The sequence below is a fragment of the Pantoea sp. 1.19 genome (assembly GCF_001922585.1).
In the GTDB taxonomy this organism is placed as follows: Bacteria; Pseudomonadota; Gammaproteobacteria; order Enterobacterales; family Enterobacteriaceae; genus 1-19.
Genome location: NZ_MRBS01000003.1, coordinates 1 through 13,842 on the forward strand (window position 1 = coordinate 1; position 13,842 = coordinate 13,842).

The following is a 13,842-nucleotide window of genomic DNA, read 5'->3' on the forward strand; positions in this document are numbered from 1 at the left end:
CGTGCGCGCTCTGGATACGTACATTTTTGCCGACGGCCAGCTGAGCTACCATTTTGACGTGCGCCTGCCGTACCGCGAGCCTTCGGGCCTGTTCGACGGGGCGGCGGAGTCGGTCTGGGACGTGCGGACCTGGCACGGCCCGGCCACCGGCGCCGTCGCCACGCGGGATTACAACTACCGCGCCGCCTGCGCGCCGATGGACGCGGCGGCCAGCGTGCGCAGTGACGCGGTGACGACGGGCGAACACTACCGCTACAAAGAGCCGTACCGGGAAGCCGGCGACGACAGCGACCCGGAGGCGGAAACCGAAACCGGCGCGTTCTACGCGCGGCTTCACCACGAGCGGGAGCTGAACAAATCGGCCCGCATTCACCTGTTCAGCAACGCTGCCCACCTCACGCCCGGGCAGGTGCTGGAGCCGCAGGGCGACGTCATTGCCGCCCTGCAAGAGGGCGTGCTCCTCACGCGGGTGACCTACCGGGGGGCCCGCGACTCCCGCCTGCACGTGTCGGTCTGGGGCCTGCCTTACACCGAGCGTTACTGCTTCCGTCCGGCGGAAGTCCCGCGCCCGGTCATCCCGGGTACGCTGCCGGCCCGCGTCGAGAGCCGGGAGAAGAGCGATACCTACGCGCACCTGGACGAGCAGGGGCGCTACCGGGTGAAGCTGGACTTCGACCGGGAGGGGACGGAACCCGGCTACGGTTACCTGTGGCTGCGGATGGCGAAGCCGACGGCCGGTGGCACGCTGGGCTGGCATGCGCCGCTCATCGACGGCACCGGAGATACCGTTGCGGATAACGCCATGAGTTTCGGCGCAGCGGGGACCAATAACATCACTTTTCGCCATCAGTCATCCCAAAAGATGAGCATAAAACAACACTCACTCTGCGTCACGACCCTGAAAACTGTTGAAACGTGATGATAAGGGATGCGTGTATACAGCTTCTGATTAACGCCATGCGTTAAAAAGCTCCGCGACTGCCGTGCGGAGAAGCCGCAGGGTTGATCAGGCGCTCAGCGTAACGGTGAGAGCCTCGCAGACCAGCGCTGCGGGGGCACGGTTGCGCAGTGTCGATGGTGATAAACGGATTGTCACCGCTTGCTGACGGAGCCGCGTATAAACCGGCGGCATTTTCAGCGTGACATCATCGCCCGGCGCTATCCGGGAGCGCTGGCGGCAAGATGCAAGGGGAGTGAGTTGTCTGATGCGTTCGCCAGTGAGCCAGCGCAAGCCAGACGGCAATGGCATACCGAATGGCATAGCGAACAGAAACGCAAAAAAAAGCGCATGTTCATTGATAACATGCGCTCGTAATATGGCGGTGAGGGAGGGATTCGAACCCTCGATACGTTGCCGTATACACACTTTCCAGGCGTGCTCCTTCAGCCACTCGGACACCTCACCATATTGTTTGTTATCAACAGCAGGCTGTCGACGGGCGCTAATGTAGGGGAAGCGGCGGCGGGGGTCAATCCCCTTTTTCAGGATGTTGATGCGTTTAGCTACTATTTCGTCATTGTGCGCTGAAAGTGTGCGCTTTTACCCGGCGGGAAAGGAAAACAGCGGCCCGGGGTGGTGCGCTTGCGATGCTACGCGGCATATTTTTCTTGCCTCGGCGCGGCTTTTCTCAGAGCCTTGAGGAAAAAGGAGGAAGCATGGAACTTATCTTTTACCATCCATTTTTCAACAGTGACCGCTGGATAACGGGTCTACAGACGCGGCTGCCCGGATCGCAGGTGCGCGTCTGGCAACCCGGCGATGATGCCCCCGCCGACTATGCGCTGGTGCGCACGCCGCCGCCGGAGATGCTGCGGGGGCGTCAGGGGCTGAAGGGCGTGTTTGCGCTGGGCGCCGGTGTGGATGATATTCTCGACCAGCTACGCACCTGCCCGGATATGCTGGACCCCGCGGTGCCGCTGTTCCGCCTGGAAGACACGGGCATGAGCCTGCAAATGCAGGAGTACGCGGTACAGCGCGTGCTGGGCTGGTTCCGCCGCTTTGATGAGTATCAGCAGCTGCAAGCGCAGGGGCGCTGGCAGCCGCTGAAGCCTCACCGCCGGGAATCCTTTACCGTCGGCGTGCTCGGCGCCGGCGTACTGGGCCAGGCGGTGGCCTCCAGCCTGAAGGCGTGGGGCTTTCCGCTGCGGCTGTGGAGCCGCTCGCCGCGGGAGTGGGCCGGAATGCAAACGTTTCACGGACGGGAACAGCTGCCGGCGTTTCTCGCCGGTACGCAGGTATTAATTAACCTGCTACCGGCGACGGCTGAAACCGAGGGCATTATCAATCGCGCCATGCTGCGCCAGCTGAATCCGCAGGCTTATTTGCTGAATCTCGCGCGCGGCGTACACGTGGTCGAGGCGGATCTGCTGGCGGCGCTGGCGGCCGGCGAACTGCAGGCCGCGGCGCTGGACGTGTTTAACGTCGAGCCGCTGCCGGAAGATCACCCTTTCTGGCACCATCCGCGAATCGCTATCACGCCGCACAATGCGGCGGTAACCCTGCCGGAAGAGGCCATGGCGTATATTGCCCGCGCGATTGGCGAGTACGAAGCGGGCAAAATGCCGGCAGGGTGGGTTGACCGCCAGCGCGGCTATTAATTGCAGTCCGGGGCGCCGGGCGTGCCCCGTATTATTCACATCAGGAGAAGGCAATGTACCCGGTTGATTTACATATGCACACCGTGGCCAGCACCCATGCTTACAGCACGCTGCGGGACTACGTCCTGCAGGCGCAAACCTGCGGCATCCGCCTGCTGGCTATCACCGATCACGGTCCGGATATGGCCGATGCGCCGCACTACTGGCACTTCGTCAATATGCGCGTCTGGCCGCGGATGATTGACGGCGTCGGCATCCTGCGCGGCATTGAGGCCAACATCAAAAACCTTGCGGGGGAGATCGACTGTAGCGGTCCGATGATGGACGCGATGGATATCGTGGTGGCCGGCTTTCATGAGCCGGTATTCCCGCCGCAGGATAGCGATACCCATACCGCCGCGATGATCGCCGCGATGGCCAGTGGTCAGGTGCACATCATTAGTCATCCTGGCAATCCGCGCTATCCGGTAGATATCCCGGCAATTGCCGCGGCGGCGGCCCGGCACAACGTTGCCCTTGAGCTGAATAACTCTTCCTTCACCCATTCCCGCAAAGGCAGCGAGCCAAACTGCCGGGCGATTGCGGCGGCGGTTCGCGATGCCGGTGGCTGGCTGGCGCTGGGGTCAGATTCCCATACCGCCTTTACTCTCGGTCATTTTGAGCACTGCCTGCGTATTCTGCGCGAGGTGGATTTTCCGGAAGATCGGGTGTTAAATGTGACGCCCCGACGCCTGCTGAACTTTCTTGAGCTGCGCACCGGGAAACCCATCGCCGAACTGGCTGAACTGTGACGTTGTCACATATAACGGAATAACATCATGAATGAGTTTTCAATCCTCTGCCGCGTGCTGGGCTCGCTGTATCACCGCCCGCCGCAGGATCCGATCCTGACGCCGCTGTTTGCCCTGCTGCGTGAAGGCACCCTGCGGGCGCAGTGGCCGCTGGAGCAGGATGCGCTGCTGCAGCGACTGGAGCAGAACGCCGAACCGGCCGCGCTGGCAGGGGATTACGCGGCGCTGTTTGTCGGTGAGCAGTGCGCGGTCCCGCCCTGCGGATCGCAGTGGCCGAACGGGCCACAGGAAGCGGAGGTGCGCGCCTTTTTAACCTCGCGCGGGATGTCGCTTGGCGAGGCGCCGGCGGATCACATCGGCCAGCTGCTGCTGGCCGCCTCCTGGCTGGAAGATCAGTCGCAGGAGGATGAATACGCGGCGCAGGTGAGGCTGTTTGACAGCTACCTGCTGCCGTGGTGCGGCACGTTTCTGGGTAAGCTCGAAGCGCACGCTCAGACGCCGTTTTATCGTGCGCTGGCCGGCCTGAGCCGCGAAGCTATTCAGGCGATGCGTGAAGAGCTGGCGGAAGTGGAAACCGCGGCCGCCGATCGCGGCGCCTGACGTCGTCAGGTCGCCCAGCGTGCCGCGCGACCAGCACCACGGGGTGCCGGGTAGCCAGAAGGGTGCGCGCAGACGCTGTCCTCCCCCCGCGCCGTTAGCGCAATCCCGGCGTTCACATCGTCCGGCGTGCCGGTGACCGGCGGCGCCGCTGGCCGCTGCGCGCAACCAGAAACGCCGGGGGGCGGCCAGCGACAGCCGCGCCTGCCCGTCGCGCGGCTGCTGCAGGCGTTCGCTGATGCCGCGCAGCACGGCGGCGGCCATCAGATAACCGGCGGCGTGATCCCGCGCCGGCAGCGGCACCGGCCGGTTGGCCTGCTGCCAGCGCTGACCGGCTTCGTCCATGCCGCAGGCCATGTGTACCAGGCTGTCAATGCCACGCCCCCGGCCAGCCCCGTGCGTTCAGCGAAACGTCAGGCAGCCCTGGCGCCAGTCGCTGCAGGCTGTCAGCTTCATATCGCAACCGCTCCAGCGCAGCGGCGCGCTAGCCGTGAACCCGAATCCCGGGCTGCGCCAGCAGCCGCGTAAACGCGGCGCTGTCGTCACGCGGCCGTCCATCGAGACGGGCGCAGCGTTTGCCCAGCGTCAACGCCTCCTTGCTGCCCGACTCCTGCCAGCCGGATGGATCAATGCGCAGCACCTCCGCGTCCACTCCGGGCAAAAAGCGGGCGATGACCGGGCCGGCAATGGCGGCGTGGGCGATCATCCCGGGCTGCGCCAGCAGCCGCGCAAACGCGGCGCTGTCGTCACGCGGCCGTCCATCGAGACGGGCGCAGCGTTTGCCCAGCGTCAACGCCTCCTTGCTGCCCGACTTCTGCCAGCCGGATGGATCAATGCGCAGCACCTCCGCGTCCACTCCGGCAAAAAAGCGGGCGATGACCGGGCCGGCAGCCGGCCCGATGGGCGCCTGGCCACGGCGGCGCCGGCAATGGCGGCGTGGGCGATCCGCGGGGCCTGCTGTCCGGCAATACCCCGGGGAGGCTGCCGTCACGCCGCAGGGCTGCGCAGGTGTGCGGCACAGCCGCCAGACGCCAGGATGGCTCCTCCAGCGCCGCTGCCGCCCCCGGGCTTACCGCCGCGGCCAGCCGGGTGTTATCGCCGTGAGCGCCCCGCACCGCCCGCATTGCCGCGCGATGATTCGGGGCAGTCGTCAGCAGACGGATCCCGCCGCCGGCAGCGGCGGTATCTCCGGCCAGCGGGTCCCACAGGGCCTGAGCCGGCCGGTTTAGCGGAATAACGCGCGGCGCGAACCAGCGCGAGGCCAGCCGCACATCAATCTGCGGCGTGCGGGCCGGCCAGGCGCGCTGCGGCGCTGATCGCTACAGCCGGGCTGCTGGCCGCCGGCTCACCGATTGCACAGGCGCAGCCGAGCCGCTGCTCGCCGCAATGGTATGCTGGCCGGGAGCGTATCGGTAAATGGCTGCGGCCAGAGGGTTTGCCACCGTGAGGTCTGTGAAGACAGGCTTTGGCTCTTTATATCACCCCGACGCTCAGGAACGGCGGGCACGCTGGAACCGCCACAGCGCACGCAGGTGGCTGCGATTCACCACCGCGACGCAGGTACCGGTGACCACCAGCGCCGCACCGATCAATTTAAACTGATTCAGACTGTCTCCCAGTACCAGAATACCAAACAGCACCGCCAGGACGGGGGTCAATAAAGACCAGGGCATCAGCATATTCACCGTGTATTTGCGGATCAGGCCATACCAGAGAGAATAGGCCAGAATGGAGGATCCGATGGCGCTGTACAGAATCGCAAACCAGCCGCGCCAGCTGGCATGCTGCAGCGCGCTCCATTGGTCCTGTTCCAACAGCAGCGAGGCGGCGCCGACAATGGGAATGGCCAAACATGACACCCAGGCGCTCATGGTCAGCGGCTTGATGGGCGGGGACTTTTTCACAATCATATTACTGATCGCCCAGCCTGCGGCGCTGGTTAATAACAGGCAGAGCACCCACCAGTGCGGAATGGTTGGACTGCCGCTGATCACCATGACGCCGGTGAGGGATAACAGAATACCGACAATTTGCTGCAGGCTCAGTTTCTCTTTCAGCACCAGCATGGCGAGGATCATGGAGAACGGCGTGCCGAGCTGCACCAGAATGGCGCTGGTGCCGGCGTCGGTGTAGCGGGTACCGACGAACAGCAGTGAAAAGTGCATAAAACCAAAGGTAAAGGCCAGCGGTACCAGATAGCGCAGTTCGGCGCGCCTGACGCGACAGAACGGCACCAGCAGCACGGAGACGACGACAAAGCGCATTAGCGTTAAAAACAGCGGCGGCAAATCGACCAGTCCCCATTTAATCGCTACAGAATTAAATGCCCAGAGCGAAACAATACAGAGAACCAATAATTGATGACGGGGAGCCAAAGGAAATCCTTTATAGTCAGGCGGCGCTGGCGGATAAAAAAACGCCAGCGGGCGGTAAATCAGATAAAAGAATACTATCGCATTCTGGCACGTTTTTTTCACCGCCTAATGATGAGGAATAATTAACCGCAGGAAAGGATTCACCGCGCGGAACAAGTCTGGTATTTTTTCTGCGGTAAGCAAAAAATACCCTGCCGTGCATTAATTATGCCGCCTCTGTTTGGGAGTGAGCCCATGCGTCGAGAGTCTGTTGCCCCGTTAGCGATTATTCAGTTACAACCCCCTCCGGAGCGCGTGCGCCAGCAGATTGGCGAGCAGCACCAGTGGTTTATTGCCGCGCTCGATTTACAGCCGGGCGACTATCAGGTCTGCCGCCCGGATCTCGGCGAGGCGTTGCCAGCGCCCAGCTCTCTCTCCGCGGCAATCATCTGCGGCTCCTGGGCAATGGTCACCGACCATGACGCCTGGTGCGATCGAATGGCGGACTGGGTGCGACTGGCGGTGAGCACCGATCTCCCGCTGCTGGGGGTCTGCTATGGCCATCAGCTGATGGCCTGGGCGCTGGGTGGTGAAGTGGCGGATAACCCCAACGGCTGGGAGCGCGGGTTACAGCAGATATTGGCCTTGCCGCCGCTGGCGAGCGATCCGCTGCTGCAGCGCTTTCCCGCCCAGTTTTCCGCGTGGCTGTCGCACCGGCAGTCGGTCATTACGCCGCCGCGCCAGGCACAGGTACTGGCGCGCTCGGCGCTGGATGGCTGCCAGATCCTGCGCTACAGCGATCGGGCGCTGTCGGTACAGTTTCACCCGGAGTTCACCGGCGAGATGATGACGGCCTGCCTGACGCACGCGCTGCCGCCGGGCGGCGTCGTGAGCCTGATGTGCCATCAGGAAGAGCCGCACTGGGCGCGCGAACTGCTGCTGCGTTTCTGGCAGCAGGTGGCGGTCAGCCCGTCGCGCGCGCTGGCGGAATAAAAAAGCCGCCCGGTGGGCGGCTTGATGTGATGGGGTCTGACTTACAGCATAATGGTCATCAGGTAGGCGACAAACAGCGCCAGGTGTGCCGCGCCGTTTAGCACGTTGGTCCTGCCGGTCGAGAACGAAATATGGCAGAGCACCAGCGCTGCCACCATCACCACCATTTGCGGCGGCTGCAGGGCAAAGATCAGCGTCTGGTTGGTCAAGATGGCAATGATGGTCACCGCCGGCACGGTCAGCGAAATGGTGGCCAGCACCGAACCGAAAAACAGGTTCATGGCGCGCTGTACCTGGTTAGCCAGTACCGCTTTTAACGCGCCCAGCCCCTCCGGCGACAGGATCAGCAGCGCCACCAGGAAGCCGGTAAACTGCGCCGGAGCGTTCATGATCGTCAGCAGCTCTTCCAGCGGATTGGCGTTCATTTTGGTAACGCTGATCACTGCAATCAGGTGCACCACCAGCCACAGCGCATGCCACAGGCTGCTGTGTGCCGACGGCTTGCCGTGATGGGGATCGTCACCGTCATCTTCATGCTCATAAACAAACAGGCTCTGGTGCGTTTTGGTCTGGATCAGCAGGAAGACGCCGTACATGGAGGCAGAAATGGCCGAGGCGATCAGCGCCTGGGTCGGGGTAAAATTGCCGCCGGGCAACGCAAAGGGAAACACCAGCACGATAATCGCCAGCGGGAAAATCGCAATCATATACTGCTTGATGCCGCCAAGGTTGACGTACTGGGTCGCAAATTTCCGTCCGCCCAGCAGCAGCGAAAAGCCGACCAGGCCAGTAGTCACAATCATCACGATGGAATACAGCGTATCGCGCATCAGCGCCGGGGCGGCATCACCGGTGGCCATCAGCGCGGAGATCAGGCTGACTTCCAGAATCACGACCGACAGGCTGAGGATCAGCGATCCGTAAGGTTCGCCCAGACGGTGAGCCAGCACGTCAGCATGGCGCACCACGCTGAAGGCGCTACTGAGGATCGCCACCAACGCCAGCAGGTTAATGCCGATCAGCGCCGGCAGATCGGTGGTCGCACCAAACAGGATAAGGACCCCGATCGCGAGCAGTGGGAAAAGCAGTGAGTATTCGGTATGGCGGGTTTTCGTGCTGTCTGCGGCACTCATAGGCAACATCTCCTTACACCAGAATTCCTGAAAAAAGACTTCAAAACCGCGCAGTGCGGGATAAAGCGCCAGCGGCGCAGGGTCGAACGCAATAAGTGTAGCGAATTTCACCACACTGAATAATTTTTTTTACTTTTATTTACTTCAGTTGATTTTCGAACATGAAGGGGATTTATTGCGAAGTGACTAATTAACTTGTTGATAGTAATGGTTATGATAAAGAGGGTTTTGGTGCTTATCTCAGGCTGGCTGGCCGATAATCGCCTTAAATATCGGTTGGAATAAGGCATTGTTCATCGTTTATTTCGATGACAGCAATAAGTCACAGGTATCCCTCCGCCGGTAAACAGGTTTGCCGCCAGAGAGCCCGAACTTGATCGCGCCGGGTGAAAACCCTATGGTGGTAGCCTCACCGGGTGCGAGGCATCGCACCGGCTGAAGTGACCGCTGAGAACGTTGTACGGGGGAAAGCAGTGCTAACACGAGACTGGTTACAACAGGCCGATTATCGCACCGCATTTGGACAGATTGATGAGGCGCTGCTGTGGAGCGATGCACAGCGCGAGGCGTCCCTGCGCCATACGCTGGCCGCGCGGCCCGATCGCAGTCCGGTGTGGCTGTTTGGCTATGGTTCGCTAATGTGGAACCCGCTATTTGAGGCCGAGGAGGTGGCGCCGGCTACGCTGGAGGGCTGGCACCGGGCTTTTTGCCTGCGGCTGACCGCCGGGCGCGGCACGCCGGACAGTCCCGGGCGCATGCTGGCCTTGCGCGACGGCGGCCGCACCCACGGACTGGCCTTTCGCCTGCCCGAGGCGACTCTGCTGGCAGAGCTGCGGCTGCTGTGGAAGCGCGAAATGATTATCGGCTGCTACGTGCCGACCTGGTGTGCGCTGACGCTTAAGTCGGGGCAGCAGGTGACCGCGCTGGCGTTCGTGATGGATCCGACCCATCCCCTGTATGAACAGGACGTTACGCCGCAGGCGGTGGCGCCATTGATTGCCCGCGCCAGCGGACCACTGGGCAGTAACGCCCAGTATCTGTTTGCCCTGGAGCAGGAGCTGGTCAGGCGCGGTATTGACGACGGCAGCCTGCGGGAGCTGGTGGAGCGGGTACGTATTCTGCACGCTCCGCCCGCCAATCGCGGCTAGCGGGGCAGAGCGATAAGCCAGGTGCCGGGTGAATCCACCTGCAGCCGCTGCGTCAGCCGCTGGCTGCCGCCCTGTACTTCAAGCTGGTAGTCGCCGGCGGCCAGATTGAGCACCGCATAGCCGTTATCGTTTGGGGTAACGGCGATCGCCTCACCGTTTAGCCGCAACCGCTCACCGTGGCTGAGGCGCAGGTAAACCGTGGCCAGCGTCGGTCCTCCGGCGGCGGGCTGGCCGGCGAGGGGGACGCTGGCCACCGGCGCTACGGCGGACGGGCTGATGGCCCGCCACAGGCCGAATCCCATCGCCAGCAGGGCCAGCAGCGCGACGCCGCCGAGCACCAGCGTGCGGGGCCGCAAACCTTCGCCGGGCAGCGCGGCTGACGGCAGCGGCTGAGCGGCGGCGGGCCGGCGGCGCGCCGGCGCGGCGCTCTGCCGGGTGACGATGGCCCCGACCTCCAGCGTCTCGCCGGCCGCCGCCTCGCCGACCGGCAGGGCCAGCAGCGCGGCAAAGGCCTCAATGCTGGCCGGTCGACGATCCGGCTGCATCGCCAGCGCCTGGTCAATGGCGCGCAGCAGCGGCGGGGAGAAGCCCGCCGGGCGGCGCGTGGCCAGCGGCTGATAGTTATCTTCGATACAGCGCACCACGCTGGCGCTGGGCGGTTCGCCGGTGACCAGCGTATGCAGCACGGCGCCCAACGCATAAATGTCCGTCCACGGCCCCTGTCGGTTATCCTGCTCTTCACTGTATTGCTCAATTGGCGCGAATCCCGGCTTCAGGATGATGTCGGTCTGATCGCTGAGGTTGCCAATCGCTTTGCGCGCCGAGCCAAAGTCGAGCAGCACCGGCAGCTGATTATCCTGTACCTGAATGTTATCCAGCGAGATATCGCGGTGCAGGTAGCCTGCCCGGTGCAGCGTGGCAATGGCGCCAAACAGCGGCGGCAGCAGACGGCGAATCCAGGCTTCATCTATCATCTCGCGGCGCTGCTCTAACCACGCCTTCAGCGTCATCCCGCTGTAGTAGACGGTGCCCATGTAGGCGGTGCCGTTCTGTTCCCAGAAGCGCAGTACGTGCAGCAAGCCGGGGTGATTAAAGCGCGCCAGCAGGCGCGCTTCCTGCATAAAGCTGTTAAGGCCGGCGCTGAACAGCTTTTGCCAGCGCTCGCCGCGCACCTCCACGTTCATCGCCTCGTTTCGCTCCGCCAGCGATACCGGCAAATACTCTTTGATAGCGATGGTGCGCTCCAGCTGGTGATCCCAGGCGCAATAGACCAGACCAAATCCGCCGCCGCCAATAACCTCCAGAATCTCAAATTCATTAAAACGGTAGCCGGCAGGCAGCGCGTGTGGCGCGGTGAGCTCTGACGTCGTCATCGTTGTCTCCCTGTAAGCGGCAAAGGGCCGCGAGTGGTGCGCTATGCTGACCGCGCCTTAGGGTGCCGGCGTAAGGCGGCGCCAGGCGGCCGCGCTGGGATCGGCCGCGGTCACCGGCAGTGCGTCAACCAGATACACGCTATCCAGCGGCCTGGCGCCCAGCACCGGGCGCCAGGCCTCTTCCACCGCGCTGACCCGACTGGCCAGCGCGGCGTTGGAGAGCGCCGGGGACGCCGCCTGCAACAGCAGCAGAGCGCCGGTAAAATGCCAGACGTGGCGCTCGCGATCAAAGGGCAGCAGCAGCCAGCTGTCGGGGGCCGCGGTGCTGGCCAGCAGCAGCCGCTGATTGTTAATCGCCGCCACGCGCAGCCGATCGTCGCTGCGCAGGCCGGAGAGCGGGTAACCGGCCAGGAACAGTACCGGCAGGGACTGCGTCTGTCCCGCGCGGTGAAGCGTCAGGGTGGCGGCCCCCTCCAGCCACCCTTCGGCGCTACAGCGGAGCACCGGCGCCTGTGGGATAAACAGCGATGAGCCGCTGGCGTCCCACCAGGTGCGAAAATGGCAGCCGTCCGGTAATGCAAAATGCTGCAGCGGCTGGCGGTTAGCCGGCGCGGAGGCGGTGAGCGTCGCCGCCGGGGCGATCGCCAATTCCACCCGCCAGCCCTCGGCGCGGCTGGCGCTGCCGCTGGCCAGTCGGGCGCCGGTTTTATCCGTCAGCTGCCAGGGCAGGAGAGTCAGGCTGGGGCACTGGTTTTGCAGCAAATTACCCACGCGCGGCAGAAAATCCTGCAGCACTGCCGGGCTGGCCGCCTCGCCGGTCACAATGCGCAGCGGCAGCGTTGGCTGACACCAGCTCTCCGGTGCGCTGTCGGCAACATGGTCAATATAGACCTCCAGCGACAGGCTGGGCGACCAGACCGCGCGGTAATTTTCCGCACCGGCCGCGCCGGCCAGCGCCAGCAGGATCGGAGCTATCAGAGCAGGTTTCATGCGTATTCCGGTTCAGTGTTGGGACGGAAGAGAGTGGGCGGCAGCGCCCGGCAGCGGCCGCAGAGCCACCGCCTGCGGCGCACCGATCCAAACCGCCAGCGCGCTTAAATTATCGCGCGGCGGCGAGGCGGCGCTGGCCTGTAGCATCCGCGTCAGCCACGCCTGCGGTGAGCTAACCCCGTGCAGCGTCTGCACCATATCCGCCGGCGTAAGCTGCTGCCAGAAGCCATCGGTACAGAGTAAAAAGGCGTCGCCGTCCTCCAGCGACAGCAGGCCACTGTAGCTGGCCTCGCGCGGCGGCTGCGCCCCGAGCGCGTTGACCAGCAGGTGGCGGCTGCGATCGGAGACCTCCAGTCCGGCTTCGCGCAGCTGCTGCGCCAGGCTGTGGTCGCGGGTCACCTGACAGAGTTCGCCGCGGCGGAAGTGATACAGCCGGCTATCGCCGGCGTGCGCCCACCAGGCCTGCTGCTGATGGCGATCAATAAACAGCGCGGCCAGGGTGGTGCTCATCTGCGCATGCTGCGGGGAGCGGCGCTGGCACTGGCGGATCCGGGCATCGGCCTGCACCACCCGCTGCCGCGTCTGCTGCGGACTGAACCGTTCCTCGCCGGCCGCCGGCGCGAGCAGCACCTGCCGGGCGATCCCGGCCGCCAGATCACCGCCGGGGGTGCCGGCCACGCCGTCGCAGACCAAAAAACAGCCGCTGTCGGCGTCAAGCCGCGCGCCGGTGAGATCCTGATTGCTGTCGCGTAGCCCCTGCAGGCTGTCGGCTGCCCAGGTAATGTTCATGACGCGTCAGTCCGGTTTTGTGAATCCTTGTACTGATGCACTTCCGTATCGTAGGCGTGGAGAAAGGCTTCGCCAAACAGGGTGTGAAAGTCATCTTCAATTTCGCCGGCGGTGTGCTGATAGTGGCGCTCAAAAAACGACCACATCGCCGCTTTTCGTCCGCCGCTCAGGGCAAATTTCGGCGCCAGCCCCTCGCGCTGCGCCAGTTCCTCAAGCCGTTGAGGATGAAATGATTGCAGCATGGCGGCAATGATCGCGCGGATGCCGGCAATCATGCCGAGCTGATGGGCCTGCAGATCCACCAGCGCATCGCGCACCGCCGTTTCCGGTGCCATAAAGCCGGGCATCTCGCTCTGATACATCTGCATCAGCACGGTTTTGCCGGAGGGCAAAATCTTGAACGGATTATTGGCCTCATTGAGAATCAGGGTCATCTCCGCTTTGACGCCGCGTTTGAGAATTGAACGCGAGGAGAGCAGGGCCACGGTGCCCTGGGCGAACAGGCTGAGCATTCTGCCGGTCATGCGCATCTGTTCCTCATCCAGGCCGCCAGGCTGGCCGTGCAGATCGAGGCCCATGCCCTCCAGCAGGGCTGACACCAGCCGCGGTTGATCGGCCGCCGGGGCGGCACGATCCGGCGGCATGCTGGCCAGCGGATCGATACTCAGGCGCTGATGGGCCGCGCTCTGCGTCGTCCCGGAGGGGGCGGCCTGGCGCGGCGGGCAGAGCTCCGCGGCCTGCGGCTCGCCGCTGCCGTGCGGCGCAGCCGGTTCGCCAACCTGGATGGCGTAGTGGCCAATGGTCAGCACATCGCCGTTGCGCAGTACCACCTGGTCGCCACACGCCAGCGGCTGCGCATTCAGCAGCACCGGGGTGACGCTGCCGTAGTTGGTGAGCCGGCAGTCGCCCGCGGCGCTGAGATGAACCACCGCCTGCAGGCGCGAGATAGCACGATCGTCATCCGGCAGCACCAGATCGTTGTCCGAACTTCGGCCAATCGTTCCGCCGGGCGGGCGGAACGTGATGCTGTCGGTCGGACACGCTGGCGGTGCCGCTATCAGGGTAAATTGCATGGT

The 13,842-nt window shown here is 63.8% G+C and carries 12 protein-coding genes, 1 tRNA gene and 1 pseudogene; 6 read left to right on the forward strand and 8 right to left on the reverse strand.

The window, feature by feature from the left end; genetic code table 11:
- Positions 1-793, forward strand: a pseudogene (locus BS626_RS06625) (contractile injection system protein, VgrG/Pvc8 family); the annotation flags it as partial.
- 524 nt (positions 794-1,317) lie between these two features.
- Here the strand turns inward: BS626_RS06625 and BS626_RS06630 are convergent.
- Positions 1,318-1,405, reverse strand: a tRNA-Ser gene (locus BS626_RS06630).
- A 251-nt stretch (positions 1,406-1,656) separates the two neighbouring features.
- On the opposite strand from BS626_RS06630, the gene ghrA reads away from it, so the two are divergent.
- The 3 genes from ghrA to BS626_RS06645 are packed head-to-tail and all read left to right on the forward strand — an operon-like array spanning position 1,657 to position 3,989.
- Positions 1,657-2,598 (forward strand): glyoxylate/hydroxypyruvate reductase GhrA, encoded by a 942-nt coding sequence (gene ghrA / locus BS626_RS06635; protein ID WP_075181618.1) that lies wholly within the window; start codon positions 1,657-1,659, stop codon positions 2,596-2,598.
- A gap of 53 nt (positions 2,599-2,651) precedes the next feature.
- On the forward strand, positions 2,652-3,389 hold the full coding sequence (locus tag BS626_RS06640; RefSeq protein WP_075181619.1) for a phosphatase: 738 nt from the start codon (positions 2,652-2,654) through the stop codon (positions 3,387-3,389).
- Between the two features lie 27 nt (positions 3,390-3,416).
- Entirely contained in the window at positions 3,417-3,989 is a 573-nt protein-coding gene (locus BS626_RS06645) for a molecular chaperone (protein ID WP_075181620.1), read from the forward strand.
- Between the two features lie 481 nt (positions 3,990-4,470).
- On the opposite strand, the gene BS626_RS06650 is transcribed toward BS626_RS06645, so the two are convergent.
- Entirely contained in the window at positions 4,471-4,830 is a 360-nt protein-coding gene (locus BS626_RS06650) for a hypothetical protein (protein ID WP_075181621.1), read from the reverse strand.
- Between the two features lie 646 nt (positions 4,831-5,476).
- Positions 5,477-6,361 carry a DMT family transporter gene (locus BS626_RS06660; RefSeq protein WP_075182075.1) on the reverse strand — a complete coding sequence of 295 codons (885 nt, stop codon included), beginning with the start codon at positions 6,359-6,361 and terminating at the stop codon, positions 5,477-5,479.
- Between the two features lie 234 nt (positions 6,362-6,595).
- On the opposite strand from BS626_RS06660, the gene BS626_RS06665 reads away from it, so the two are divergent.
- Positions 6,596-7,333 carry a glutamine amidotransferase gene (locus BS626_RS06665; RefSeq protein WP_075181623.1) on the forward strand — a complete coding sequence of 246 codons (738 nt, stop codon included), beginning with the start codon at positions 6,596-6,598 and terminating at the stop codon, positions 7,331-7,333.
- Positions 7,334-7,374: 41 nt separating this feature from the next.
- Here the strand turns inward: BS626_RS06665 and chaA are convergent, their stop codons facing one another.
- Entirely contained in the window at positions 7,375-8,466 is a 1,092-nt protein-coding gene (gene chaA / locus BS626_RS06670; RefSeq protein ID WP_075181624.1) for a sodium-potassium/proton antiporter ChaA, read from the reverse strand.
- 473 nt (positions 8,467-8,939) lie between these two features.
- Between chaA and BS626_RS06675 the strand changes: the two genes are divergently transcribed.
- Complete coding sequence (locus tag BS626_RS06675; protein ID WP_083615910.1) at positions 8,940-9,614, forward strand: gamma-glutamylcyclotransferase; 675 nt, start codon at positions 8,940-8,942, stop codon at positions 9,612-9,614.
- Here BS626_RS06675 and BS626_RS06680 read toward each other — a convergent pair.
- The 4 genes from BS626_RS06680 to tagH are packed head-to-tail and all read right to left on the reverse strand — an operon-like array spanning position 9,611 to position 13,839.
- A complete protein-coding gene (locus BS626_RS06680) occupies positions 9,611-10,987 on the reverse strand; it encodes a serine/threonine-protein kinase (protein WP_075181626.1) in 1,377 nt (458 codons plus the stop codon). The two genes, BS626_RS06675 and BS626_RS06680, sit on opposite strands and share 4 nt — an antisense overlap.
- 57 nt (positions 10,988-11,044) lie before the next feature.
- A complete protein-coding gene (locus BS626_RS06685) occupies positions 11,045-11,977 on the reverse strand; it encodes a hypothetical protein (protein WP_075181627.1) in 933 nt (310 codons plus the stop codon).
- Positions 11,978-11,989: 12 nt separating this feature from the next.
- A complete protein-coding gene (locus tag BS626_RS06690; RefSeq protein WP_075181628.1) occupies positions 11,990-12,766 on the reverse strand; it encodes a PP2C family serine/threonine-protein phosphatase in 777 nt (258 codons plus the stop codon).
- Entirely contained in the window at positions 12,763-13,839 is a 1,077-nt protein-coding gene (gene tagH, locus BS626_RS06695; RefSeq protein ID WP_075181629.1) for a type VI secretion system-associated FHA domain protein TagH, read from the reverse strand. Before tagH ends, BS626_RS06690 begins: the two co-directional genes overlap by 4 nt.
- Between the last annotated feature and the right edge of the window lie 3 nt (positions 13,840-13,842).

Bases quoted from the DNA above. Each gene is read 5' to 3' on its own strand.
- ghrA (WP_075181618.1), top strand. From the start codon at position 1,657: ATGGAACTTATCTTTTACCATCCATTTTTCAACAGTGACCGCTGGATA.
- BS626_RS06640 (WP_075181619.1), top strand. From the start codon at position 2,652: ATGTACCCGGTTGATTTACATATGCACACCGTGGCCAGCACCCATGCT.
- BS626_RS06645 (WP_075181620.1), top strand. From the start codon at position 3,417: ATGAATGAGTTTTCAATCCTCTGCCGCGTGCTGGGCTCGCTGTATCAC.
- BS626_RS06665 (WP_075181623.1), top strand. From the start codon at position 6,596: ATGCGTCGAGAGTCTGTTGCCCCGTTAGCGATTATTCAGTTACAACCC.
- chaA (WP_075181624.1), bottom strand. From the start codon at position 8,466: ATGAGTGCCGCAGACAGCACGAAAACCCGCCATACCGAATACTCACTG.
- BS626_RS06680 (WP_075181626.1), bottom strand. From the start codon at position 10,987: ATGACGACGTCAGAGCTCACCGCGCCACACGCGCTGCCTGCCGGCTAC.
- BS626_RS06685 (WP_075181627.1), bottom strand. From the start codon at position 11,977: ATGAAACCTGCTCTGATAGCTCCGATCCTGCTGGCGCTGGCCGGCGCG.
- BS626_RS06690 (WP_075181628.1), bottom strand. From the start codon at position 12,766: ATGAACATTACCTGGGCAGCCGACAGCCTGCAGGGGCTACGCGACAGC.
- tagH (WP_075181629.1), bottom strand. From the start codon at position 13,839: ATGCAATTTACCCTGATAGCGGCACCGCCAGCGTGTCCGACCGACAGC.